The following is a 25,120-nucleotide window of genomic DNA, read 5'->3' as shown; positions in this document are numbered from 1 at the left end:
AGATCACGTGCAGTCCCGCCGAGCCCCTGGCGTCGCGCAACACCCGCCTCGGCGTCGATGTCGTCGATCTGCGCCAGCGGCACGGCCTGCTCGACCGCGTCGGCCGCGAGCACTCGCCGCCGCGGCTCGTCCGGCAGCTCACCGCGCCGGCCCGGCACGGGGACCGTCACCGGCCGCGACCGGCCACCCCGGCTCCGGCCGGCAAACCAGCCGGGCGGCGGTACGACTGAGCCGGGCCGGCCGGGGTAGTCGGGCCGGATGGCTCGGCGTCCTCTCGCGTGCCTCGTGCCGCCGGCCGACGGTTCGGCTGGATCGACCACTCATCCGGGCCGGCGTCCGGTACGACCAGGCCGACGGCGGCCGGCTGTCCGCCGCGGTGACGTACTACGCGTTCTTCGCGACCTTCGCGCTTCAACTGGTGGCGTTCGCTGTCTTCGGGCCGGTGCTGGACGACCCGGGGGTGCTCCGTTCGATCCAGCACTACGTCGCGAAGGACCTGCCGACGATGGATGTGGAGGCGCTGCGTGACGCGCGGGCCACCGCCCGCCGGCTTGCCGCATCGGTGGCTCACCGCCCTGGGGTTCCTGCTGGGCGTCGCGGTGAACCTGGTCCTGGCCTGCGGTGCCCTGACCGGGTTGCCGCGGGTGCGCATGCCGTGGCGCCGGCTGATCGGGCCGGCGCTGCTGGTGGCGGTGGCCATGGAGTTGCTCAAGACGATCGGCGGTGTGTACGTACGGCTGACCGAGGCCAACCCCGTCTATCAGCTGGTCGCCGGAGCGGTCGGTCTGCTGGTCTTCCTCAACGCCATCAACCAGATGTTCCTGTTCGCCGCCGCGCTCACGGCGACCGGCACCACCGGCCGCCCCGCCGACCTCGCCGAACACGGCGGCCGCCCCGTGCCCGGCCCGGACGCGACACCGGTTGAGCGGTGAGGGCGGCGTCCGCAGGGTCATCCGGTGGCCGGCAGCTGGGCTACTACCGCCCGGGCCGCCTCGGCGATCAGGGTGTCGTCCGAGGACGCGCCGGGCGTACGGCGGTCCGACTGAATGGCGATGACCAGCGGGCCGCCAGTGGGCGGCCAGACGACGGCGATGTCGTTGCGGGTGCCGTGGCCGCCGCTGCCGGTCTTGTCACCCACCTTCCAGCCGGCCGGCACGCCGGCCCGGATGAGGGTGTCGCCGGTCGTGTTGCCCACCAGCAGGTCGATCAGCTTCTGCCGGCGGGGCGCGGGCAGGTCGTCACCGAGCACGAACCGCCGCAGATCGGCGCCGAGCGCCCGGGGCGTGCTCGTGTCCCGCCGGTCGCCCGGAACGGCCTCGTTGAGCGCGGGTTCGGTCCGGGTGACGTACGTCGTGCCGTCGTTGATCCTCCGCAGTTCGCGCTGCAACCCCGGTGGGCCGCCGACCAGCCGGAACAGCAGATTGGCGGCCGTGTTGTCGCTGTGCTGGACCGCGGCGGCGATCAGGGCCTCGACCGGCAGGCCGGTGGCCACGTGCCGGGAGGTGACGGGCGCCCATTCCAGAAGGTCCGCTTCGGTGTACGTGACGGTACGCCGCAGCTCGGCGCCGGACAGATCCCGCAGCAGCACGCCGGCCAGCAGGGCCTTGAAGGTCGACGCGTACGCGAAACGCTCGTCGGCGCGGTGGGCGACCGTGCGCCCGGTGCCCGTGTCGACGGCGTACACCCCGAGCCGCGCCCCGAACCGGCGCTCGAGCTCACCGAACGCGCGGGTGTCCACGACCGGCGGCGCCGCAGCGGCGGGTGAGGCCGAGCTGGACGGTGTCGCCGGCGGCTCCTTCGGGCCGTCGCAACCGCTCAGCAGCGCGCCGAGGAGCAGGAGAGGAAGAAGCGCACGGGTCATACCCGAAGAGCATGGTCGGCTCAGTCAACGCCCGTCTCAGATAGTCTCAGGCCGATGAGTGCGATGTTCCCAGGGCGCTTAGGCCCGCCGTACGCCGTTGTCGCGGCCTGCGTGCTCATCGGGATCGGATGCTTGTCGTTCTTCGTGGTCATGGTCCACGACGGCGGCAACGACAAGGTCAGCGGCGCCGAGTGGGTGATCGGCTCGCTGATCGTCTGCACGGCGGTCGGGGCCTCGTTCGCCTACAAGCTCCTGCGGCGGGCCCGCGGAATCGCCCGCTTCGTCATGGTGATCGCCGGCGTTCAGGTGCTGGCCGCGCCGGCCGAGTGGTTCTACCAGCATTCGGTCTCGGCCGGCAGTGTCCTCCGGGCCCTGATCGGTGGCGGCATCGCCGTCCTGCTGGCGCTCCCCTCCGCACGCGCCTGGTTCGACCCGGCCCTCGATGACTAGCTCCCGGCCGGCGCGGTTGATCACCGAGGTGTTCACGCCGGGCATCCTGGTCGCCGCGCTGCTCCTGCTGGTGGCGTGGCACTCGTCGGACACCGCGCTGCAGGCGGTGGTCTACGGCCTGGTCGCGACCGCGGCGGCGAGCGTGCTGCCGGTGCTGTACATCCTCCACGGCGTACGAAAGGGAAGGCTCAGCGACAAACACGTCGTGGTGCACTCCCAACGACGGGTGCCCCTGCTGATCATCCTGCTCTCGACGGCGCTCGGAACCGCCGCGCTCGCCCTGGCCGGGGCGCCGAGGGAGCTGCTGGCCCTGATCGCCTCGATGGTGGCCGCCCTGCTGATCGCCGTGCCGGTCACCGTCTTCGCGCGGTGGGGCATCTCGCTGCACGCCCTGGTCGCGGCCGGCACCGTGGCCGCCCTGACCGTCGTCCACGGCCCCGCGGTGTCACCGGGCTGGCTCCTCGTCGCCGCGGTCGGCTGGGCCCGGGTCCGGCTGAAAGAACACACACCGGCCCAGGTCCTCGCCGGCGCCGCGGTCGGCGCCACCGCCACCGGCATCATGTTCCCGCTGCTGCTGTGAGGCCGCGCCGGGGTGTGGCATGGGTCGGCCGACTGGGCGGGCCGAGGGCGGTGGCCGGCGGGTGGGGCCGGGTCGGCGCGGTGATCCGCTCGAGGCATTCAATCGACCAGGACCGCGCCGGCGAGGGCGAACGCGTCCAGCAGCTCCGCCTTCAAGCCGCATGATCGGGAGATCCGGGCGCCCCGTAGCCCTTCGTGAAGCGAGGTGCGTGCCACCAGGGCCCCGGTGTCGATCCGGCGGCGGCCTACTTCACCGGTGGCCGCCGCGTACAGGAACGTCTCCCCATCGGGATGGGCGTCGGTACCTGCGTGCAATCCTGAAATCCGCGCCGACCACGCCGCGTTGCTGCCGGCCAAAGGCCACGCGGTCAGCTTCCCGCCGTCCGCACGGAGCAGCATCCGCTGATCGGGGTAATAGCGCAGTTCGCCGGCGAAGTCCGGCCACGGCGCGCCGTGGAGGTCTTCGGGACCGGCCAGCATCTGTCCGTCCGGCCCGATCATCGTCGGGCCGTCTTCCAGCGATACGTACAGGAGATAACCACCATCGATGAATGACATCGCGCCCGGGCCGAGGACCGTGTCGGCCATCGACAACCATCGACCGGTTGCCTCGTCGAGGCGACTGACGTGGAGCCTGCCTTCGGAGTAGCGGGTGCAACTCAGACCGCCGCCTGGTATCTCGTGGATGGCCGACCGCCGCCCAGTCCGGCGGCGCGGGCTAGGGTCCTCACAAGTGCCGATTTTTTCCAGCGTCGCGCGGGCCAACACGTCGAGCCGGCCTTCCTCGCGACTCTCGGTCAGCACCGCTGATTCGCCCTGCCAGGTGAGTGGCACCGCCCATCGGAGGTTGCGAACCTTGGAGCGCTGGCCGGTCACCATGTCGATGACAGCCGGCCCGGCCGTGTAGCTGTAGACGCGCCGGTCGTCGAGAACCAACAGGGACATCGACTTCGTCAATGCCAGGCCCGACGAGGTGGCCAGCGTACGGAACTCGCTTGTCAGATCGCCGTCGGTCCAGACACCGCACTCGTGGGCCATCTCGGCCACGATCGCGCCGGAGGGTGTGACGGCAACGGCGTGGATCCGCCGGTCCGACCGCACCGCCGATGCCCCGGTCAGTTGTGCGCCGGTCAGATCCGTGCCGGTGAGGTCGACCGTGATGACATCCGAGTCGCTCAGGTCGGCCCGGCGCAGATCCGCGTGGCGCATGGTCGTGCGTCTCTCGCCGGCCCGCAGGCCGTACGGCTGGGCGATCTTCAAGCCGGGCAAGGCCAGATCGGACAGGTCGACACCGTCGTACTGGCTCAGAAGCTTGACGCAGTTGGCGGCGACCAGGCCGGCCGGCTCGTCGCGCGTGGTGTGGGCGATCGCCAGTAGCTGTTCATCGGTGACGCCGGCCAGCATCGGGCGCAGGAACGTCAGCAAGGTGTGATCGAGGGCCAGGGCGCCGAACGTCTCGGCCAGCGTGGACGTCGGCTCCGGGCGGAGCCGCCCCAGCGGCTTCAGGCGGCCGTCGACCCGGTCGCTGCGCATGTGTTGCGACCAGGTCGCGTCGACTGCGCCGGCGATCCCGCCGATGAGGTCGAGGAACGGGCCGCCGAGCAGGCCCAGCTCGGCCGCGAACTTGTAGGCGACGAAGAACTCCAGCAGCGACCGGTGGGCCGGCCGGTAGTCGCCCGCCGCGTTGCGGACCAGCAGCGTCTGGGCCCGCATGTCCTGCTCCCAGTGGTCGATGTCGCGGGCCTTGCTGACCGCCGACCCGAGGAAAGTGCGCAGCTTGTCCGGGAACTCGCGGTAGTTGAGCGTCATCGCGTTCTCCGACAGCATCTGCCAGGAGAGCTCGCACAGGAAAAAGACCTTGTCGACCCGGTCGGTGAAGGTGCGGGCCATGCCGATGTCGTTGTCCATCTTGGCCCGCAGGGCGTGCAGGTACACCTGGGCGATGTCGATCGGCTGGTCCGCGCTGATCGACGGGATCGCCGTCATCACCAGGTCCGACATCACCGGGCGGCGGAGCAGGTCGAGCAGGTACGAGTTGCGGGTGACCCGTTCCACGAGGGCGTCGTCATCGGTACGCCCGCGTAGCATCCGGCCGATCTGTTCGTCGTCCAGCGGCGCGATCTCGATGACGTCGAATCTCGTGCGGCCCTCGGCCGGGGCCAGTTCCTGACCGGCGAACAGCGCCCGCACCCGCTCGGCGTCCGGGAAGTACTCGGTTCGGCTGCTCAGCAGGACCTTCGAGCCGGGCACCGCGATCTTGGCGAGCTGTTCGAAGTTGAACGCCATCGTGTGCCGGTCGACGCGCGCCGCCATCTCGTCGAAACCGTCCAGGATGAGCAGCAGGCGGCCGGTGCGGTTGAGGTACCGGAACAGCTCGGTGGTCATCGGGATGTCGTGGTCGGCGAAGAACTTGGCCGCGACCGCCTCGACGTCGGAGACGTTCGCGTAGTCACGCAGCGGCACGAGCAACGGCAGCCGTGGCCGTTCCGGATGATCGGCCGCGCGGGCCGCCGACCAGGCCCGGCCCATCGTCCAGGCCAGGTGGAGGCTGAACCAGCTCTTGCCGGTGCCGAACTCGCCCAGCACCGACAGGTGGTCGCCGTCCGGGTCGTCCAGCCACTGCCGTACGACCGTCTCGAGCCCACCGTCTCGCCAGCTGTACTCGCTGTCGGCCTGGCGCACCCCGTCGAGGTCGAGCTCCTCCCGGACGCCGGACAGCGTGACGTACGCGGTGTCCAGGCGCAGCCGGGCGGCCTCGGCCTCGAGCCAGTCGAGGTACGGCGTGAAGTCGGCCGACATGTCGACCAGCCCGGCGAGCGTCAGGCAGGTCACGCCGGTGTCGCGGGCCGCGCTCCGGGCAGCCGGGCTGATGCGCTGGGCGGCCACCGTCCACGCACTGTCGGCCCGGCCGTCGGCGACGATCCGCTGCGCCCGCTGCACGTGCTTGGCCCGCATCTCGCCGTCGACCGCGAGGACCGCCACGTGGCCGGGCCCGCCGGTCGCCGCGGGCATGCGGACGATCCAGCCCCGCGTCCCGGCCTCTTCCGGCAGCTCGAAGACGGTTCCGTACCGCTTGGCGGCCAGCCAGGCTCCGACGTCGCGGCTCAGCCGGTCGAGCGGGGTCAGGGCGGCGCGGGCCGGTTCGATCCGCTGGCGCCGGGCCTCCTCGGCCTCGCGCACGGCCCGGACCTGCTCGGCCACCGCGTCCACCTTGTGCACGAGCTCCGTCTCGTGCGGCGTACGACCGGCCGCGACCGTCTTCAGGAACGCCTCGATGAACCTGTCGTCGACCGCGCGCACGTCCTGGTGGGTCAGGTGGCCGAACTCGCCGCTCTCGCGACCGCGGTCGACCGTGTTCACCAGCTCGACCCGCCAGCCCTTCCAGTCGCCGCTCTCGAAGCCGGCGAGGAACGACTCCTGCATGTACCGGTCACTGAGCAGCAGCTCGACCGCCTCCGACCGGCCTTCGGCGAAGGCGACGACGGCCCGCGCGTAGACGGCGCCGGGGTCGGTCTCCGTCCGCGGCAGCGCCCGCACCTTCTTGAGCCCCCGGATGACCCGGCGATCGCGCATGGCCCGTTTCAGGGCCACCCCACCGAGCATGGTGAACAGCGGGCGCAGCAGGTTCAGCAACGGCACGCAGAAACTATGCCCGGCCACAGTTGCAAGCGGTAGTGCTCATCCGGGTGGTGGTACGCGGTGACACTGACGTCAGAGGCGCCGGGGCGCCGCCGGGCCCTCCAGGAAGAGCAGCAGCTCGTGGAGGCCGTTCTGTTCGCGCCAGAGTTCGGCGGTGATGACGGTTCGCTGCTTCGGGCTTCGTTGTGCCTTGCGGCGGGTCCACATGCGGGCGACCAGCTGCCTTTTGTCCCCGCCGCCGGCGACCGGGGCGGCGCCGCACCACTGGACCAGCCAGTCGCCGGTCCACGCGGCTGCCTCGTCGGGCTCGACCCAGTCCCGTACCCGCACCCAGCCCCGCATGCTCACCATTCTTCCGGATCGGGGGCCTTGAGCCGAACCGTGAAGGTGGTTCCCTCGCCGGGGACGCTCCGTACCTCGATGCCGCCGCCGTGGGCCTCGGTCAGTTTGCGGGCGATGGCCAGGCCCAGGCCGCTGCCGCCGGTGGCGCGGCTGCGGGACTCGTCGGCTCGCCAGAAGCGGTCGAAGATCTTCGGGAGGTTCTCCGGGGCGATGCCGACGCCGGTGTCCCGGACCGTGATGGTCGTGTCCGTCGCGGTCACCGTGACCGAGCCGCCGCGCGGGGTGTAGCGGATGCCGTTGGAGACCAGGTTTCCGATCAGCTGCCGCAGCCGGACGGCGTCGGCCTTCACCACCGGCTGGCCCGTCACCTCCATGGTCAGGCGGACCCCGGCCGCGTGGGCCGGAGCCCGGTGACTGTCGACCACCTGGGCCAGCACCTCGCGCAGCGGCGCCGGCCGCAGGTCCAGCCGTAGCGGCCCGGCCAGGTCGCTCAGGTCGTCGATGATGTGCTGGAGCAGCAGGGCCTCCTCGTGCAGGAGGCCGACGAGCTGGGCGTCGGTGGGCGCCAGGTCGTCCTGGGCCGCCTCGAGCCAGCTGCGGATGTTCGTGAGCGGGGTGCGCAGCTCGTGCGCCACGTCGCTGACCATGGCCCGGCGCTGCGCCTCGGCGCGGTCACGGCGTTCGGTCGAGTCGTTGAGGGCGCGGGCCAGCCGGCCGATCTCGTCGCGGGTCGACACCGGCACCAGGCCCTGGCCGGCGGCCTCCGTGAGCACCCGCAGCGGGCGGACCAGGCGGCGGCCGACCAGCACGGTGACCCCGATGGTGGCCAGCAGGACGCCGCCGGTGGTGGCGACGATCCGGATCGTGTTCTGCTCGGACAGCGTGAACCGGGTCTGGTCGGCGCCCGCGGCGGGGTCGGTGACGAACAGCAGGGCGGGCGGGGCGACGTACGACTGAAGCATGGCCCGTCGGGACTTCTCCACACAGCCGCGGACCCGGGCCGGCGGCGCGGCCGCGCTGGTGCTGTCGGGCACGGCCACCGGTTCCGGACGGTCGGCGATCAGGAAGTACGTCGAGAAGTCCGGCCGTACGCCGAGCCGGAGCTCCCGAGGCAGCCGGGCACAGGTGGTGACCAGTCGCCCGAGCTCGCGCAGCGGGCCCTGCTCGGCCGGCGTCGTCGCCGTGGGCAGCCGGTCGTTGCAGGCCGCGGCGTTGCTGTCGATGCCCGGTCCGGTCGGGACGACCGACGGGCGCCCGTTGGGCAGCCTTACCACCTCGCCGTCGCCGCCACCCTCGCGGATGCAGGTCAGTGTGTCGGCCGCCAGCTTGTCGAGCCGGCCGCGCTGGGCCGGTGGGACCAGGAACGGGCCGGTCGCGCGCGGGTCGATGCGTTCCGTGCCGCCGCTGAGCGCCAGATCCAGGTTGAGCGGGTCGACGGTGGCCGAGGCGCGGGCGCCGGCCAGCGAGGGGCCGGGGCCCGAATCGGCGATCACCGCCCGGTCGGCGGTCATCAGGGTGATGCGGCGGCCGAGCTTGGCCGCCCGGTCGCGGATCAGCTCGGGGGCGCCGGACCAGTCGGGGTGCCCGGCCGCGTAGCCGACCAGCAGGTCGTAGACGCCCTTGTCCTCGGTCAGCGAGCGGCCCTGTTCCTGGCGCAGGGCCCGGGTGGCGGTGGCGGTGGCCAGCCAGGCGGTCGCCGCGATGGCGGCGACGGCGATCAGCACCGACGTGACCAGCAGGCGGGTGACCAGGCTGTGCCGCAGCGGAACCCGGCTCACGGCGTCTCCGCGGTCAGCTTGTAGCCGACCCCGTACACGGTGAGCAGATGGGCCGGATTCTGCGGATCGGCCTCGATCTTGCGGCGCAGGTTCATCACGTGCACGTCGATGGTCCGCTCGGTGGAGCTGCGGTCGATGCCGCGCGTGTGGTGCAGCAGCTGGGCCCGGCTCAGGACGCGGCCCGGCTGCTCGGACAGGGCGGCCAGGATGGCGAACTCGCCGCGGGTGCACTCGACCCGCTCGTCGCCGACGGTGACGTGGTGGCGTACCGGGTCGATGCCGAGCCGCCCGACGCGCCGCAGCTCGCCGGCTTCGGGCGGCGCTCCCCGGCCGGCCCGCCGCAGCAGGGTCCGGACCCGGGCCATGAGTTCCCTCGGGCTGTACGGCTTCGTCAGGTAGTCGTCGGCGCCCAGCTCCAGCCCGAGCAGCATGTCCTCCTCGGTGGCCCGGGCGGTCAGCATCAGCACCAGCACGTCGGACTCGGCCCGCAGCGTGCGGCACACGTGCAGGCCGTCGAGGCCGGGCATCATCACGTCGAGCACCAGCAGGCCGGGCCGCCACCGGCGGGCCGCCTCGAGCGCCGCGCGCCCGTCGTGCACGACACGGACCTCGTGACCCTCGGCGACGAGATAGCGCCGTACCACCTCGGCCTGGCGGGGATCGTCCTCGGCGAGCAGGACCTGAGCAGACATGGCGGCGATGGTAGGTCGGCGGCGCGAGGACCGGAGATCTTCGCGGGACACCTGACAGCTTTCTAACGATCTCCGGCGACGCTCGTCGCCATGCAACCGAAGATCGTGGCCTGGCTGGGCGGGATCGTGCTGGCCGGGGCGCTCGGGGCCGGCGGAGTGGTCGCCGTCTCCCGGCACCGGGCGGCCCCGGAGCCGGTGCCCGTGCCCGTGCCCCAGGAGAAAGTCGCGACGGCGAAGCTTCAGCGCCGCACCCTGTCGACGACGAAGAAGCTCGACGGCAGCGTCGGCTTCGGCGCGGCCCGGCCGCTCTCCGGCCACACCGGCGCCACCGTGACCTGGTTGCCGGTCGCGGGCGCGACGATCGTACGGGGAAAGCAGCTCTTCCGGGCCGATGACAAGCCGGTGATCCTCTTCTACGGCGGCATGCCGCTCTACCGCCCGATCGCCGGGCCGAACCTGGTGGGCCGGGACGTGGGAATCGTCGCCAAGAACCTGCGCGCGCTGGGCTACCGGATCGGCCACCAGCCCTCGACGGTCCGGGACGGGGAAGGCGTGCTCACCGCCGATCTCATCAAGGCCGTCAAACGCTGGCAGGAGGACAACGGGCTCCCGCCCACCGGCACGATCGCGGTCGGCGACGTCGAGGTTCAGTCCGGTGCCGTACGGGTCGACTCGATCACCGTCCAACCCGGCTCCCCGGCCAACACGGAGCTCATGACGGTCACCTCCACCCGCAAGGTGATCACCGTTTCGGCCGAGCTCGACACGGCCGCCGGGCTCGGCCGAGGTGACCACGTGACCGTCACGCTGCCCGACGACCGTACGGTCAAAGCCCGGATCCTCTCCGTCGGCCGCGCCCTCGCCTCACCCGAGGGCGGCGTGGCCGACGGCGCGGCCAAGCTGACCGTCCTGGTCACCGCCGACAAGCCGGCCGACCTGGCCCGGCTCGACTCGGCCGGGGTGCAGGTCAACGTGGCCGGCAAGGTGGCCGAGGACGTTCTCGCCGCGCCCGTCGAGGCGCTGGTGGCGCTGACCGAGGGCGGCTACGCCGTGCAGGGCCCGGACGGCCTGGTCGGCGTCACGACCGGCATGTTCGCCGACGGCTGGGTGCAGGTCAGCGGGCCCGGCCTGGCCGAGGGCATGGACGTGGTGGTCGCCTCGTGACGCTCGTGTCGGTCGGCCACGCGAGCGTGCGCTACCCCGGCGGGGTGACCGCCCTCGACGACGTGAGCCTCGCCGTCGACCGCGGCGAGCTGGCCGCCATCGTCGGCCCGTCCGGTTCCGGCAAGTCGACGCTGCTCAACATCATCGGCACTCTGGACCGCCCGACCAGCGGCACCGTCCGCATCGGAGACCGGGACGTGGCGGCCCTGCGTGACCGCCGGCTGTCGGCGCTGCGGGCCCGGGAGATCGGCTTCGTCTTCCAGCAGTTCCACCTGACCGACGGGCTGAGCGCGGCCGAGAACGTCGCCACCGGCCTGCTCTACGCCGGCGTGCCCCGCCGCCACCGCCGCGAACGGGCCCTGCACGCCCTGGAGCGGGTCGGTCTCGCGCACCGCGCCCGGCACCGGCCGAGTGAGCTGTCCGGCGGCGAGAAGCAGCGGGTGGCGATCGCCCGCGCGCTGGCCAACGGCCCGTCGCTGGTGCTGGCCGACGAGCCGACCGGCGCCCTGGACACCGCCACCGGCCGCACGGTCCTCGACCTGCTGCGCCGGCTCAACGAGGAGGGCACCACCATCGTGCTGATCACCCACGACCGTGACATCGCGGCCGCGCTGCCCCGGCGGGTCGAGATCCGCGACGGCCGGATCGTCTCGGACGTACGCCGATGAGCCCCGTCGACCTGCTCGGGCTCGGCCTGCTGGGTGTGCGCACCCGCCCGGGCCGGGCGGCGCTGTCCGGGCTCGGCATCGCCATCGGGATCGCCACGATGATCGTGGTGACCGGCCTGCCCGCGTCGGGTCAGGCCGCCCTGGTGGAACGGCTCAGCGCGCTCGGCACGAACACCCTGCAGGCGACGGCCCAGCCCGACGTCCAGCCGCCCGCGCCGCTGCCCGAGTCGGCGGTCGAGATGGTCCGGCGCATCGGCCCGGTGACCGGCGCGTCGGCCGTGGCGAACACCCACGCGGCCGTACGCCGTAACGAGCGCACCGCGTCCAGCGGCCTGACCGCCCTGGCCGCCCGCCTCGACCTGCCCGCCACGATCCAGGCCCGGATCCGTTCGGGGGCCTGGCTGACCGCGGCCACCGAGAGGTTCCCGGCCGTCGTCCTCGGCTCGGTGGCGGCGGCCCGGCTGGGCGTCACCGATCTGCCCCGGGGCGCCGCGCCGCAGGTGGTGATCGGCGACCGCCGCTTCACCGTGGTCGGGATCCTCGGCCCCACGCCGCTCACGCCCGACATCGACCGGTCGGTGCTGGTCGGCTGGCCCGCCGCGAAGTCCGAGCTCGGCTTCGACGGTCACCCCACGGTTCTTTACGTACGCGGTGAGGAGGCGCAACTGGAAGCGGTACGCGACGTGCTGGCCGAGACCATCTCCCCGGAACGCCCCGGCGCCGTGACCGTCACCCGCCCGTCGGACGCGCTCGCCGCCAAGCGGGCCACCGAGAGCAGCTTCTCGGTGCTGTTCCTGGCCCTGGCCGGGGTGGCCCTGGTCATCGGCGGCCTCGGCGTGGCCAACACGATGGTCGTCTCGGTGCTCGAACGCCGCTCCGAGATCGGCCTGCGCCGGGCCCTGGGCGCCACCCGGGGCCAGATCCGCGGCCAGTTCCTCACCGAGTCGGTCATCCTGGCCGGCGCCGGCGGCGTGGCCGGAGCCGGCCTGGGCCTGGCCGCCACGGTCGGCTACGCCGCCTGGCAGAACTGGCCCCTCGTCATCCCGGCCGGACCGGCCGGCCTGGGCGCGGCCGGCGCCGTGGTCATCGGCGTCCTGGCCGGCGTCTACCCGTGCGTCCGGGCCGCCCGCCTCACCCCACGGGCCGCCATCTCCTGAACCACCCGCCCTGAACGTCCCGGGAGCTAGTCGCCGTCCAGGGTCCAGACCCGCCGAACGCCGTGGAAGTATCCGGTGAGGAAACGAGCCATCCGGGCGGGATCACGCACCGGGGGCGGCTGTGGGGCGGCCCGAGGGAGAGGGACCAGGTTAGCCATCGGCACACGCTGGGGAAGACCGCTTCCACCGAGGAACCCGCCGATCCTCGGCTCGGCGTGGCGGACCGCGCGCCAGCTGACGTCGCTGGGACCGGCCCAGTCCAATTCCGTCAAGCGGGCGCCGCGGTCGCTGAACCAGGCCGACAGGACCGCCTCGTAGACCACGAGGCCGTCGTCCAGGGTGCCGTCCGGTATCGCGATGGTGGTGTCCGCGGTGTCCGGGGTGCGCACGCCCGCCGGGTGAGGACGGAACGGGAGCAAGCCGGTGCCGGTGGCCGAGGCAGCCGGTACCGGCCGGCCGATGTGGATCTCGAGGGCGATCAGTTCTCCGGCCGTGGCCACCAGGACCTGGCCGCGGTCGCCCAGGCGCAGGCCGGTGACCGGCACGCCCACGTGGATGCTGTCCAGCTCGGTGCCGGTGAGCAGCGACCACACCCGGACCTGGCCGTTCTGGTCGCCGGTGAGGCCCAGGGGGATCGCCTCGTCGAATCCGACAGCCACCGCTGTCACGGGTGCGTCGTGGGTGAGGGAGCGCTCGGCCGTACCGTCGACCATCACCACCGCGTCGGTGGTGGCCCGGGCCAGGCAGACCACCCGCTCGTCGATCCAGATGGCGTCCTGCGGCATGAGCGGCTCGGTGAGAGAGCCCAGGAGCCGGCCGGTGGGCAGGTCGATGATCGTCGCCGCTCCGGAGGTGTCCACCACCAGCACGGTTGGGCGGCCCGCGGTCCGCTCCACGATGAGGCGCCGGGGCGGCCGGTCGACGTCGACCGTGCGTCCGTAGCGCTCCCCCGTCTCGGCGTCGAGGATCCGCACGACACCTTCCGCGTCCGCGGACACCGCCAGAGTCCGCCCGAAGGCGGCGCCGAACGCCACCGCGGTCACCGCGCCGTCGTGCCGGTCCGGGACCCGCATCAGCTCCTTGCCGGTCGCGAAGTCCCGCGCCGAGACCGAACCGTCCTGTTCGCCGACCGCCACGATCGAGCCGCTGCCGGTCGAGCCGAGCGCCAGGGCGGTGCAGCGACGGTCTCCGAACGACAGCGACCAGCGCGGCCGCCAGGACAGCGCCTCGTGACCGGGCAGATCGACGAGACGCCGCACCATCGCCGAGTGGCCGGCGCGGGCGGCGGCCAGGGCGAGAGCGGTCCGCAGCCGGCGGCCGGCCGGCGGTGGTTCGGCACCGTCCAGGGCGGACCGGTAGACCTCGGCGACCGCCTGGTGCCGGGCGTCCTCGCTGCGTGCCATCGCCTCGCGCACGACCGCCGGGTCGGCCGCCACCAGCCATCCCTCGTCCAGCACGATCTCACCGAGCCGTCCCGCCTGGTCGGCGTGCTCGGCGATGTGCCGGAGCGTGTACGGCGAGGCCAGGTCCCAGCGGCGGCCCGGCTCCTCGCCCGGCGGCGCGACCTCGGAAAGCAGCCCGTCGAGCACGCGCCCGGGGTCCGCCGAAGGCTTCAGGTGGTCGGCGAGGCTCTGATGGTAGAGCTGATAGAGGATCGTTCCGTCCCGCTGGTCGGGGCCGGCCCGCAGGTAGAAGCGCGCCTCGTCCAGCGCGCCGAGGACGGCACGGACGTCGCTCGAGGGGTCCTGGGCCCGGCGCAACGTCTCCGCCGGCATGCCGTCGCCGCGCGCGTGCGCCAGCACGGTGAGCGTGTCGCGGACACGGTCGTCGCACTCGCGCGTCCGCAGGTCGAGCTCGAGCAGGCCGGGCAGCGACAGCGGCACCGTCGCGCCGAGGTCCAGCGCCCAGCGGTTGTCGGCGACCGGTTCGTCGTACGCGCTCAGCACATGGCCGGCGAACAGGCCGGCGACCAGGAAGGCGCCCGTCTCCCGGTGCGCCTCGTCCCCGGTCAGCCGGGTCGCCACCTCGTTGGCCACGGTCATGGCGGGACCGACCACATCGCGCCGGTTCCAGCGCCGATCGGTCAGCAGGAGCTGGAGGACGTACTGCCGGATGTCCTCCCGCAGTTGCGCCGGCTCGGCCCGGTCGAGGTCGAGCAGACCACCGGCCCGCTCGGCCTCGGCCACGAGCGGGCGGAAACGCCGCCACGGCCGCATGCCGACCAGGAGACGAACCGCGCGTCCGTCGGCACAGGTGGTCCTGAGCAGCGGCAGGAGCAGATCCTCCATGATCTTTTCCCCGTCGACCGCCTCGTCCAGCGCGTCGATCACCACGACGGGCGGCTGGTCGAGTTCGGCGATGCGGTCGATCAGCTCCGGCGCTGTCAGATCGGCGGTCCTGGTGCCGAACAGCTGATGCTCGATCGACTCGATCACCTGGTGGGGGCCCCGTTCGTGGGCGTGCACGGCGGCGAAGCGCGGGCAGGGCCGCAGGATGTGGTCGAGGTGTTCCCACAGCGGCCGGGTGTGCTCGTGAAGGTCGGGGTGGGCGGCGCAGACCAGGATGCCGATCAGGGCCGATTTGCCGGCGCCGGGGCTGCCCGTCACCACCCGCAGAGTCACGTCACCTTCGAGGTTGGCCCACGGTGCCAGATGACGCAGCTCCCGGTCCCGGCCGCGGAAGAAACCGGTCGTCGTGGCGGTCGCGACGGGACCGTGCGCCGCGGCCCGGCCGATGAAGTGCGCCGGATCGAGGCCGTCGTCCAGCTGGTCGACGACCGGTGCGAGGCGCGCGTAGGGATCGGCCGCCCGGCGCCCGGCGTGGCCGGCATGACGCGGGTTCGGGAAGAACGGCAGCGCGGACGGCATCGCGCTGATGTCCACCAGACTCGCGGTCACCCGCTGGGAGAACGCCGAGCGGCGATCCGCCTCCCACGTCACCGCGCGCCGGATTCGCTGGGCGATGGTGGTGATCGGTGCGTACCGGCGGGACTCGTCGATGTCGAGGACGCCTTCGAGCAGATCGCGGTTCACCTGGGTGACCGCGCGGGTGAACCGGCCGCCGTACGCCCGTTCCGACGGCCCGCACGCGGCGATCACCCAGGCCCGCGCGTCCTCGTCGCTGAACTGCGGCTGCCAGCTCAGGCGGGCGGCGTCCCCGGCGAAGCAGATGTCGAGCAGGAAAAGCGTCAGCGGCGCGTACGGGCCGGCGTCCACCACCGCACGCAGCCAGGTCTCCACGGCGGTCAGTTCGGTGTGCCGGCCGTCGGCCGCGACCACACGCAGCGCCCCGGTACGGGTGATCCACCCATGGCTGAGGACATGCACCACCAGGATGTCGGAGGGACCCAGGCGGTCGATGGCCTCGAGCACGGCGTGACCCAGGTCCTCGGCGGAGCTGTCCGGTTCGAGGGTGGTGCGCGCATAGCCGAGGTCGGCGAAGGAACCGGCCAGGGCGGCGATCTGGCCGGGGGCGTCCGGGAGGTCGGCCAGGCCCTCGGCCGGGGACGTGTCGGCACCGAACCGCCCGAATCCCGCGCAGATCACCTCGCGCGCCTGGGCCGTCTCGGGCACGCCACTCCTTACCGAAGTCCGTATGACCGGTTCGCTAGCGTCTCGAAGAAACCCTCATCGAGTCAAGATGCGGAAGGAACCCGCCACCATGAGCTCGCCCGTAGTCGCCGTCCACGGTATCTGGAACCGCCGGCGCGCGGCGCCCGAGGCCGCGGCGGCGGCGCTGGCGTCGAAGTGGAGCCTGAGTCTTGCCGCCGGATATCGGGCCGCGGGCCTCACCACGGCGCCACCGTCGGTCGCCGGGACCTACTACGCGCATCTGCTGAACGACGGGGCGCAGGGCGCCGTCCCGGATCTCGACCGGCTCACTCCGGACGAACAGCGCTGGGCCTGGTCGTGGATCGAAGCCTTGGGCGCACCGGACGAGGCCGCGCAAGGGCCGGTCACCTATCCGCTGCGGCAGGGGCTCGACTGGGTGGCCCGCCGGCACCGCCGGAGCGCCGAGATCGTCGGCCGTCTCATGTCGGCCTTCCTGCGTGAGGTTTACGTGTACATGACCCGGCCCGGAGTCCGGGAGCGCTGCCGCGACATCGTCATGGAGGCGATCGTGGGCAGCGGCGCCCGGATCGTGGTGGCCCACTCGCTGGGCTCCGTGGTGACCTACGAGGCGCTGTGCGCCAACCCCGGCCACGACGTCGATCTCCTCGTCACCGTCGGTTCCCCGCTGGCCCTGCCCGGTGTCGTCTTCGAGGGTCTGGTGCCGGAACCGCGCGACGGCCGCGGCGCCCGCCCGGCCGGAGTGGCGCGCTGGGTGAACATCGCCGACCCGGGCGACCTGGTGGCCGTTCCGGCTCGCCTCGGCGACCGCTTCCCCGTCGACCGGCACGACGAAGCGCACCTCGGCGCGGTCGACTTCCACACCCTCGACGGCTACCTGTCGTGCGGCCTGACGGCGGCGGCGATCGCACCGTACGCCTGAACACCGTGGACATCCTGTCCGAGGGCCGCCCGCCTCACCCCACGGGCGGCCGTCTCCTGAGCTACTTCCGGGCGGCGATGTCGCGCTCGCAACCGGGGATCAGGTCGAGGCCCATCGAAATGGACTTCGCGTCGTTCTGGTCACCGCCCAGCGCGATGCTGAGCCCGTCGTCGCTGATCTCGACGTACCGGACGCCCTTCTGTTTGAGGCACTTCACCGTCTCCCGCGCGAAGTCCTTGGCCTCCGGGTTGGCCGGATCCTTCTCCCACGGCGGCAGCGGGTAGAACTGCGGCTCACAGATCTTGTTGGCCGCCTCGAACTTCTCGGTCTGCTTCCCCGATACGCCGACCGGCCCGGTCTGTGCCTTCTTCCGCTCCTGCTCGATCGTGCTGCCCTTGACCATGCCGCCGTGGTCGGACAGGCATTTGTTGTACGGCCCGAGCAGCGCCTCGAACTCCTCCGGTGTCGTGTCCAGCCGCTCCCGGGGCCGCTGAGCCTTCGGCGAGGCCGACGCCGGGGCCGAGGCCGAGGCCGACGGGCTGACCAGGGTCGCCACCTTCGCCGTGCTCGTGTCCTCGGCCGGCTTGTCGCAGGCGGTCAGCGCGCTCAGCGCCACGACCGCCACCACCAGTCTCCGCATGATCTGACTCCCTGTCTCCGTGGCCGGGCTGGCTCCCGGCCGGGAGCCAGCCTGACCAGCGGACGTCAGGAAGTGATCAGGTTCTCCGTGCCGTCGGGGTCACAGGCGCTGGAGCTGGAAACGCTGGTTGGCGCCGGCGCCCGGTGTCCACTGCGAGATCCGGGCGCCGTCGGCGGTGGCGGCCTGCCACACGTCCATGGCCAGCCCGCTCTGGCGGTTGAGCAGCCGGACCACTCCCCCGCCCTGGTCCTCCACCCGCCACTGCTGGCTGGTGGCGTTCGTGTCCGGCTGCTGGGTGATGTCGGCGCCGGTGCCGTTCCCGGCGACCTGCAGCACCAGCCCGCTGTGCCGGGCCCGGATCCGGTGGTAGCCGCCGTCCGAGGCCAGGAAATCGAACTGCTGGTTGAGGGCGGTGGTGGGCTGCCACTGGATCAGCTGCGCGCCGGCGGTGGCCGACGCGCCGTTGATGTCGGCCGCCTTCTGACTGTGCTGGGCCACCAGCCGGTAGTACACGCCGGTCTCCACCGGCCCCGACCGGGTGGCCGACGCGCGGTAGGTGTGGCCGGCCTGGCCGGCGAACTCGACCAGATCGGTCTCCAGCCGAGTCGCCTGTACCACCGCGCCGCTCGTCTCGTCGCGGATCTCGAACGTGCCGGTGAAGACCCGGCCGCGGACCCGGACCGGGCCGGCGCGGTCGGGCGTGATGGAGAACTCGGTCCGGGTGGTGCTCCAGGTGGCGCCGACCGTGTGTCCGCCGCGGCCGCGCAGCCCGCTGACGCTGCCGGCCGGCCAGGCCGACGGCAGCGCGGGCAGCACATGCAGCTCGCCGTTGTGGCTGTGCAGCAGCATCTCGGCGATGCCGGAGGTGGCGCCGAAGTTGCCGTCGATCTGGAACGGGGGATGCAGGTCGAACATGTTCGGCGCGAGCCGGTCCGTCCGCACCAGATCGCGCAGGAGTTTGTGGGCGCGCGCCCCGTCCTCCAGCCGCGCCCAGAAATTGATCTTCCACGCCAGTGACCAGCCCGTCCCGTCGTCGCCGCGCAGTTCCAGCGTCTGGCGTGCGGCCTGGTAGAGCTGGGGTGTGCCGCGCCGGGTGATCTGGTTGCTCGGGTGCAGGCCGTACAGGTGGGAGACGTGCCGGTGGGTGCGTTCGGTCTCCACCCAGTCGGCGAGCCACTCCTGGATGTTGCCGCGCGAACCGACCCGGGTCGGCGCCAGCCGGTCCCGGGCCGCCAGCACCTGGGTGCGGAAGGCCGCGTCCACGCCAAGGACCTCGGTGGCGCGGGCGACACCGGTGAACAGGTCGCGCAGGATCTGGTTGTCCATCGTCGGCCCCGCGCAGACGCTGGCGTTCGCGTGGTGGGCCAGCTCCGGGGAATTCGCGGGGTTGGTGACCAGATACCCGAGGGTGGGGTGGGCCACCAGCGAGTCCAGGAAGAACTGCGCGGCGCCCTTCATCGCCGGGTAGTTGGCCCGGAGGAACGCGACGTCACCGGTGAACAGGTGGTGGTCCCAGATCATCGTGGCCAGCCAGGCGCCGCCGGTCTGCCACATGCCCCAGAACGCGCCGTCGACGACCGACGACCCGCGCCAGGCGTCGGTGTTGTGGTGGGTCACCCATCCGCCCGCGCCGTACTGGACCTGTGCGGTGCGGGCACCGGTCACCGCCAGATCCTTGATCATGTCGAAGACCGGCAGGAAGCATTCGGACAGGTTCGTGGTGTCGGCCGGCCAGTAGTTCATCGGCAGGTTCGCGTTGACGGTGTACTTGGAATCCCAGGACGGGGCCATCTCCTGATTCCAGATGCCCTGCAGGTTGGCCGGCTGGGACCCCGGCCGGGAGGAGGCGATCAGCAGGTAACGGCCGTACTGGAACAGCAGGGCCGACAGCTGCGGGTCGTTGACGCTCGCGTGCTGGGCGATGCGCACGTCGGTGGTCTGGTCGGCCGCCGAGGTACGGCCCAGGTCGATCGTCACCCGGCTGAACAGCGCCTGGTGGTCGGCCACGTGCCGGGCGCGCAGCTGGTCGAAGCCGACGGTGCGGGCGGCGGCGAGGTGTCCCCGCGCGATGCCCTGGTAGTCGCCGTTGACCGTGCGGTAGTTGACGTAGCTGGAGCCGATGGACACCAGCACGGTGACGCTCGTGGCGCCGGAGACCCGGAGCGTGCCGCCCGAGCTGCTGACCGTGCCCCCGGTGACGCTCGCGCCGGCCAGGGCGAGGAACCGGACCGAGCCGGCGAGGCCCTCCATGTCGCCGGAGATGCCGTCGAGGGCGATCGTCGCGGAGTCCGGGCTGGACGTGGTCGTCCGTTGCGGGCTGTCGAACGTGGCGCTGAAGGTGATCGCGTTGGCCCGGTCGGCCGTCAAGCGGACCGCCACCACCTGGTCCGGCGCGCTCGCGAACACCTCCCGCTGATAGCGCACGCCGTTCTGCACGTACGTGGTGGTCACCGTGGCCGTGGTCAGGTCGAGCGTGCGGTCGTACTGCGACGCGCCGGAGGCGCTGCCGACGGCGAGCCGCAGGTTACCGACGGGCTGGTAGGCCAGCTGCCCGACGGGGTTGCCGAGCATCGTCTGGTTGATCAGATCCTGGGCCGCGACCCACTGGTCGGCGAACACCCGCCGGCGGATCTCGGCCAGGTTGGCCGCGCCGCGCGTGTTCGCCGAGTCGTAGGGGCCACCCGCCCACACGGTGTCCTCGTTGAGCTGGAGCCGTTCGGTGTCGATGTTGCCGAACACCATGGCCCCGAGGCGCCCGTTGCCGACGGGCAGGGCCCGCAGCCAGTCCGTTCCGGCCGGCTCGTCGTACCAGAGCGCCAGATCCCCGGCGGCCAGCACACCCGCCGGCGGCGCCGCACCGGCCTTGGCCGCCGCGGTCCACCCGGCCGGCATCAGCGCCGCCCCGGCCCCGGCCACGCCCGCGGCCAGGAGCTTCCTGCGTGTCACGTCACCCATGTGAGGTCTCCCCGCGTCGCGTCACGGAAGGGTCCAGCGCTGATTGGCGGCGCCGTGGCAGGTCCAGATGATGAGCTGGGTCCCGTCCGCGGTGCCGGCGCCGTTGGCGTCCAGGCATTTGCCCGACTGGGGGTTCACCAGCGAGCCGTTGGTTCCGGGGGCCCAGTTCTGGCCGCCGGAGCCGTTGCACGTCGACAGCTGGACCGGCGCGGCGTTCGCGGTGCTGCCGCCGGCGACGCCCATGCACTTGCCGAGCGAGCGCAGGGTGCTTCCGTTGACCGTCCACTGCTGGTTGGCGCCGCCCGTGCAGCGCCAGAGCTGGATCTTCGTGCCGTCGGCCGAGCTGGCGCCGCTGACGTCGACGCACTTGCCGCCGGCGCTGGTGATCGGGCCCGTCCGAGGCGTCGTGCCGCCCAATTCCTTGATCCGGACGTTGCGGAACGACACGTCGTCACCGGTTCCGTGGTTCTGGAGGCCGATGTAGCCGGAGGTCAGCGACCGGGCCGGGTCCGTGTTGGTGAAGTCGTTGATCAGGACGCCGTTCAGCAGGACCTGGAGACGTTCGCCCTCGACCAGCAGCTCGTAGGTGTTCCACTCGCCCGGCGGGTTCAGGGCCGCGTCGCGGGCGGCGATGTCGGCCGACTGGGACCCGTACACCGAGCCGGTGGTCCGGTCGGCCGAGTCGGTGGCGTCGATCTGCACCTCGTAGCCGGTGGTCTGGGCCGAGTCGGGGGTGCTGCCGGCCGGGAATCCGAGCAGCACGCCGGAGTTGTCATCGCCCGGCGTCATCCAGTCGAGCTTGAGCGAGTACGAGCGGAACTCCTTGGCGCTGTACCACAGCATGCCCAGCCCACCGGACGAGGTGAGCGTCGCGTTGCTGTTGGCGAAACTCCCCGGCCCGGCCTGCGACCAGCCGGTGGTGGAACCGTTGTAGAGGGTGGTGTAGCCGGTCTCCGGCCGGCAGTCGGCCTTGGTGCGGTTCGCCGCGTACCTGATGCCGCCGAGGATCAGCGCCCGGAAGCCGGCCTCGCTGTAACTGGCCTGCGTGTGCCCGCCACCGGCGTAGAAGGAGCGACCACCCTGGTAGGTCTTGCACCAGGTGTGCGGGTGGTCGCCGCCCATCGTGCCGCCCGAATAGGTCGATTCGTCCAGTGTGGACAGCACCCGGGCCGACGACCGGGGGTTGGTCCGGAAGTTGTACCACTCGTCGGTCCGGGTCGCCGCCGGAGCCAGCCCGGCGGTGGCGGCGTGGGCCCGGTTCTCCGTCCGCACGGTGGCCGGCTGGATCGCCGGGTGCGAGGCGAAGTACGCCCCGACCAGCTCGCCGTAGAACGGCCAGTCGTATTCGGTGTCCGAGGCGGCGTGCACACCGACGTATCCGCCGCCGGCCCGGATGTAATTCTCGAAGGCGGTCTGCTGCGTGGAGTTGAGCACGTCGCCGGTGGTGTTGAGGAAGACGACGGCCTCGAACTGGGCCAGGTTGGCCGCGGTGAACTGGCCGGCGTCCTCGGTGGCGGTCACCGTGAAGCTGTTGGCCGCGCCCAGCTCCCGGATCAACTGGATGCCGGCCGGGATCGCGTCGTGCCGGAAAGCGGCGGTCTTGGAGAACACCAGCACGTCGTACGGTGCGTCGGCCGCGCGGGCCGGGCCGCCGGTGCCCGCGAGGGTCAGCAGCACCGCCGCCGCCACGCCGAGGATTTTGGAAGTGAGTGGGCGCATGGCCGGGATTCCTCTCATGGCAGGGTCCAGCGCTGGTTGGTGCCGCCGTGGCAGGTCCAGATGATCAGCTGGGTGCCGTTGGCGGAGCTGCCGCCGTTGGCGTCGAGGCACTTGTTCGACTGGCCGTTGACCAGGGATCCGTTGGTCCCGGCGGTCCAGTTCTGGGCGGCCGAGCCGGTGCAGGCCGACAGCTGCACCAGGCTGCCGTCGGCCGTGGCGCCGCCGGCCACGCCCATGCACTTGCCCAGCGCGCGCCAGGTGCTGCCGGTGCGGGTCCACTGCTGGTTGGCCCCGTTGTTGCAGGTCCACAGCTGGATCTTGGTGCCGTCGGTGGTCGCCGAGCCGTTGACGTCGACGCACGACCCGCTCGCGCCGACGATCCGGCCCGTACCGCCACCGGTGGAGGTGGCACCGAACGTGAAGGCGTCGACGTCGAACAGCGTCCCGGATCCGCCCTGGAAGGTCAGATACAGAGTGGTGGTGCCGGACGGGACGTTGGACAGAGTCGTCGACACGTCGGTGAAGGTCTCATAGCTGCCGGTGACCGGCACGGTGACCGAGCCGAGCACGGTGCCGGTGGCCGATCCGGCGCGGACCGAGATCGTGCCGCCGGCGCCGCCGGACGACACCCGGGCCGTGAACCGGTTCTCGCCCGCGAGGGAGTACCGCGAGAACGCGATCCAGTCGCCGTTCTGGATGTCACCGACGGTTTGGCCGCCCTCGGCGGTCGTCTTGCTGTACAACGAGGTGCCGGACTGGGTGCCGCGGTGCTCGGCCTGCCGGTGCCGCGGCTGGAGGATCTTCTGTGCGCGGGTGGTCAGCGCGGGCTGGCCGTTGGCGCCCAGATCGGTGTATTCCGCGTCGAGGACCGCGAACAGGTTGGCCGCGGTGTCGTGCTCGCCGTCCACCGGGATCCGCAGCGTTCCCGAACATCCGGTGGCCGAGCTGATCGGGTGCGCGTGGTCGTCGTGACCGAGCAGGTAACTCAGCTTGACCCGGTTGCAGTCGACGGCGCCGTCCTCGGGATCCGACACCGTGATCGTGTACGGCACGTTGTCACCGAAGCTGAACAGGGCGCCGTCGGCCGGCGTGTTCAGCACGACCGTGGGCGCGGTGTTGCCCACCGTGACCGTCATCGAGGCGCTGGCGGTGAGGCCGGCGGGATCGGTCACGGTGAGGGTCACCGTACGCTCGCCGGCGGTGGTGTAGGTGTGGCTGGGGTTGGCCGCCGAGGACGTGCCGCCGTCCCCGAAGTTCCAGGCGTAGGTCAGCGCACCGCCTTCGGGGTCCGACGAACCGCTCGAGGAGAAGTTGACGGTCAGCGGGGCCGCGCCGGACGACGGGTTGGCCGCGACGCGGGCGATCGGCGCCTGGTTGTTGCCGGCCCCGTTGTACTCGATGCGGTACAGGGCCGAGCTGGCGTCGCCGTTGCCCCAGCCGGTGCCGTAGTCCAGCACGTACAGGGCTCCGTCGGGGCCGAAGGCGCTGTCCATGACCTGCGTTCCGCGCCACGGGAAGTCGCTGATCTGCCCGGCCGACCCGTCGGCGTTGACGTCGATGGTCTTGATCCAGCGACGGCCGAACTCCATCGCGAAGAAGTGCCCGTCCAGGGTCGCCGGGAACTTGACCGTGGACGGGTTGGACGCGTCGTACCGGTAGACGGCGCCGCCCATCGGCGACTCCGATCCGCAGCCGAACGCGGCCAGCGAGCAGTTGTCGTACTTGATCCACGCGGCGCGGGCGGCCGGCAGGTTGGTCAGGCCGGTGTTGCGCGGCGAGTTGTTCACCGGTGCGGCGCAGTTGAACCGGCTTCCCGAGGGACCCGACGGGAACGTGTAGTCCACGTAGGTCTCGTTCGTGGTGTTCGAGCCGGTGCAGTAGGGCCAGCCGTAGTTGCCGGCGGAGGTGATGCGGTTGAACTCCACCTGGCCCGCCGGCCCGCGCGCCGAACTGGCCGTGCCGGCGTCGGGTCCGTAGTCGCCGACGTACAGCACGCCGGTCGCCTTGTCGACGCCGATCCGGAACGGGTTGCGCAGGCCCATCGCGTAGATCTCGGGCCGGGTCCGGGCGGTGCCGGGCGGGAACAGGTTGCCCGAGGGGATCGAGTACGACCCGTCGGCGTTCACCTTGATCCGGAGAACCTTGCCGCGAAGGTCGTTGGTGTTGCCGGCGCTGCGCTGCGCGTCGTAGACCGGGTTGCGGTCGCCGCGCTCGTCGAGGGGCGCGTAGCCGCCGGAGTCGAACGGGTTCGAGTCGTCGCCGGTGGACAGGTAGAGGTTGCCGGCGGCGTCGAAGTCGATGTCGCCGCCGACGTGGCAGCACATGCCCCGGTTGGTGGGAACCTCCAGGACGGTCACCTGGCTGCCGGTGTTCAGGGTGAAGTCGGCGTTGAGCGTGAACCGGGACAGCCGGTTCACGCCGTTCCACACGGAGAAGTCCGTGCCGGTGGCCGGGGCGTCTCCACTGGGCGTGGAGAGGGGCGGCGCGTAGAAGAGGTAGATGAACCGGTTGCTGGAGAAGCCCGGATCCACCCCGACGCCCTGCAGCCCTTCCTCGTCATGCGTGTAGACGGGCAGGGTGCCGATCGTGCTGGTGACCCCGGTCGCGGTGGTGCGGCGCAGGACGCCGTTGCGGGCCGTGTGCAGCACCGAGCGGTCCGGCAGCACCGCCATCGACATCGGCTCGCCCAGTTCGCCCACCCCGCGGGCGAGTTCGACCTGCTGGAAGTCGGCCGCGTTCACCGGGTGCGAGGCGGCCGGGGACGCGGTACCGATAACGGTCGCCACCATGCCGGCGGCGGTGAGAACGGCGGTTGCTGCCGCCACTGAAGCGCGTGCTCTCATGAGCTGATCACCTTCGTCGTCGGCTTCGGATGTGGCCGGTGAACGCTGCCCTCAGGAAAGAACCCACACTCAGGGCCGCGAATGGTGAACGTTAACAACCTGTGCCGTCAAACGCTAAGCATGGAATAGAAGTGAGTCAATA

The 25,120-nt window shown here is 72.0% G+C and carries 17 protein-coding genes; 7 read left to right on the top strand and 10 right to left on the bottom strand.

Annotated features, from left to right (window positions below; all coding sequences use genetic code 11):
* Positions 1-524: 524 nt before the first annotated feature.
* Positions 525-932 carry a YhjD/YihY/BrkB family envelope integrity protein gene (locus ACGFJ7_RS28360; protein ID WP_392644702.1) on the top strand — a complete coding sequence of 136 codons (408 nt, stop codon included), beginning with the start codon at positions 525-527 and terminating at the stop codon, positions 930-932.
* A 17-nt stretch (positions 933-949) separates the two neighbouring features.
* Here ACGFJ7_RS28360 and bla read toward each other — a convergent pair whose 3' ends face one another.
* Positions 950-1,861, bottom strand: a complete 912-nt coding sequence (gene bla, locus ACGFJ7_RS28355; RefSeq protein ID WP_392644700.1) for a class A beta-lactamase — start codon at positions 1,859-1,861, stop codon at positions 950-952.
* Between the two features lie 132 nt (positions 1,862-1,993).
* Between bla and ACGFJ7_RS28350 the strand changes: the two genes are divergently transcribed.
* Both ACGFJ7_RS28350 and ACGFJ7_RS28345 read left to right on the top strand, forming a co-directional pair.
* Positions 1,994-2,311, top strand: coding sequence for a hypothetical protein (locus ACGFJ7_RS28350; protein WP_360255233.1), 318 nt, complete (start codon positions 1,994-1,996; stop codon positions 2,309-2,311).
* Positions 2,304-2,891: a phosphoesterase PA-phosphatase gene (locus tag ACGFJ7_RS28345; RefSeq protein WP_392644698.1), complete on the top strand. Its 588-nt coding sequence runs from the start codon at positions 2,304-2,306 to the stop codon at positions 2,889-2,891. Before ACGFJ7_RS28350 ends, ACGFJ7_RS28345 begins: the two co-directional genes overlap by 8 nt.
* 98 nt (positions 2,892-2,989) lie before the next feature.
* Here ACGFJ7_RS28345 and ACGFJ7_RS28340 read toward each other — a convergent pair whose 3' ends face one another.
* The 4 genes from ACGFJ7_RS28340 to ACGFJ7_RS28325 form a co-directional block, all read right to left on the bottom strand.
* Positions 2,990-6,529: an NACHT domain-containing protein gene (locus tag ACGFJ7_RS28340; protein WP_392644696.1), complete on the bottom strand. Its 3,540-nt coding sequence runs from the start codon at positions 6,527-6,529 to the stop codon at positions 2,990-2,992.
* A 72-nt stretch (positions 6,530-6,601) separates the two neighbouring features.
* Entirely contained in the window at positions 6,602-6,871 is a 270-nt protein-coding gene (locus tag ACGFJ7_RS28335; RefSeq protein WP_360255240.1) for a hypothetical protein, read from the bottom strand.
* Between the two features lie 2 nt (positions 6,872-6,873).
* Positions 6,874-8,649, bottom strand: coding sequence for a sensor histidine kinase (locus ACGFJ7_RS28330; protein ID WP_392644694.1), 1,776 nt, complete (start codon positions 8,647-8,649; stop codon positions 6,874-6,876).
* The gene (locus tag ACGFJ7_RS28325) at positions 8,646-9,341 is read right to left on the bottom strand and encodes a response regulator transcription factor (protein ID WP_360255245.1); all 696 of its coding nucleotides are present in this window, start codon (positions 9,339-9,341) and stop codon (positions 8,646-8,648) included. Before ACGFJ7_RS28325 ends, ACGFJ7_RS28330 begins: the two co-directional genes overlap by 4 nt.
* 90 nt (positions 9,342-9,431) lie before the next feature.
* On the opposite strand from ACGFJ7_RS28325, the gene ACGFJ7_RS28320 reads away from it, so the two are divergent.
* From ACGFJ7_RS28320 to ACGFJ7_RS28310, 3 genes are read left to right on the top strand one after another with little or no spacing between them, the layout of a single operon-like run.
* Entirely contained in the window at positions 9,432-10,505 is a 1,074-nt protein-coding gene (locus tag ACGFJ7_RS28320; protein WP_392644692.1) for a peptidoglycan-binding protein, read from the top strand.
* On the top strand, positions 10,502-11,173 hold the full coding sequence (locus tag ACGFJ7_RS28315) for an ABC transporter ATP-binding protein (RefSeq protein ID WP_392644690.1): 672 nt from the start codon (positions 10,502-10,504) through the stop codon (positions 11,171-11,173). Before ACGFJ7_RS28320 ends, ACGFJ7_RS28315 begins: the two co-directional genes overlap by 4 nt.
* Positions 11,170-12,330 carry an ABC transporter permease gene (locus ACGFJ7_RS28310; protein WP_392644688.1) on the top strand — a complete coding sequence of 387 codons (1,161 nt, stop codon included), beginning with the start codon at positions 11,170-11,172 and terminating at the stop codon, positions 12,328-12,330. Before ACGFJ7_RS28315 ends, ACGFJ7_RS28310 begins: the two co-directional genes overlap by 4 nt.
* Positions 12,331-12,356: 26 nt before the next feature.
* Here ACGFJ7_RS28310 and ACGFJ7_RS28305 read toward each other — a convergent pair whose 3' ends face one another.
* Entirely contained in the window at positions 12,357-15,902 is a 3,546-nt protein-coding gene (locus ACGFJ7_RS28305; RefSeq protein ID WP_392644687.1) for a hypothetical protein, read from the bottom strand.
* An 88-nt stretch (positions 15,903-15,990) separates the two neighbouring features.
* Between ACGFJ7_RS28305 and ACGFJ7_RS28300 the strand changes: the two genes are divergently transcribed.
* Complete coding sequence (locus tag ACGFJ7_RS28300) at positions 15,991-16,821, top strand: hypothetical protein (RefSeq protein WP_392644685.1); 831 nt, start codon at positions 15,991-15,993, stop codon at positions 16,819-16,821.
* A gap of 61 nt (positions 16,822-16,882) precedes the next feature.
* Here ACGFJ7_RS28300 and ACGFJ7_RS28295 read toward each other — a convergent pair whose 3' ends face one another.
* The 4 genes from ACGFJ7_RS28295 to ACGFJ7_RS28280 form a co-directional block, all read right to left on the bottom strand.
* Positions 16,883-17,461, bottom strand: a complete 579-nt coding sequence (locus tag ACGFJ7_RS28295; RefSeq protein ID WP_392644683.1) for a hypothetical protein — start codon at positions 17,459-17,461, stop codon at positions 16,883-16,885.
* A 99-nt stretch (positions 17,462-17,560) separates the two neighbouring features.
* Complete coding sequence (locus ACGFJ7_RS28290) at positions 17,561-20,416, bottom strand: glycoside hydrolase N-terminal domain-containing protein (RefSeq protein ID WP_360255263.1); 2,856 nt, start codon at positions 20,414-20,416, stop codon at positions 17,561-17,563.
* A 21-nt stretch (positions 20,417-20,437) separates the two neighbouring features.
* Complete coding sequence (locus tag ACGFJ7_RS28285) at positions 20,438-22,135, bottom strand: ThuA domain-containing protein (RefSeq protein WP_392644682.1); 1,698 nt, start codon at positions 22,133-22,135, stop codon at positions 20,438-20,440.
* A gap of 14 nt (positions 22,136-22,149) precedes the next feature.
* Positions 22,150-24,978 carry a PQQ-dependent sugar dehydrogenase gene (locus ACGFJ7_RS28280; RefSeq protein ID WP_392644680.1) on the bottom strand — a complete coding sequence of 943 codons (2,829 nt, stop codon included), beginning with the start codon at positions 24,976-24,978 and terminating at the stop codon, positions 22,150-22,152.
* Positions 24,979-25,120 lie beyond the last annotated feature (142 nt).

The organism is Actinoplanes sp. NPDC048988 (genome assembly GCF_043197815.1).
Lineage (GTDB): Bacteria > Actinomycetota > Actinomycetes > Mycobacteriales > Micromonosporaceae > Actinoplanes.
Note: the sequence above shows the minus strand (reverse complement) of the source record. Positions and strands in the feature narration are given on the sequence as shown.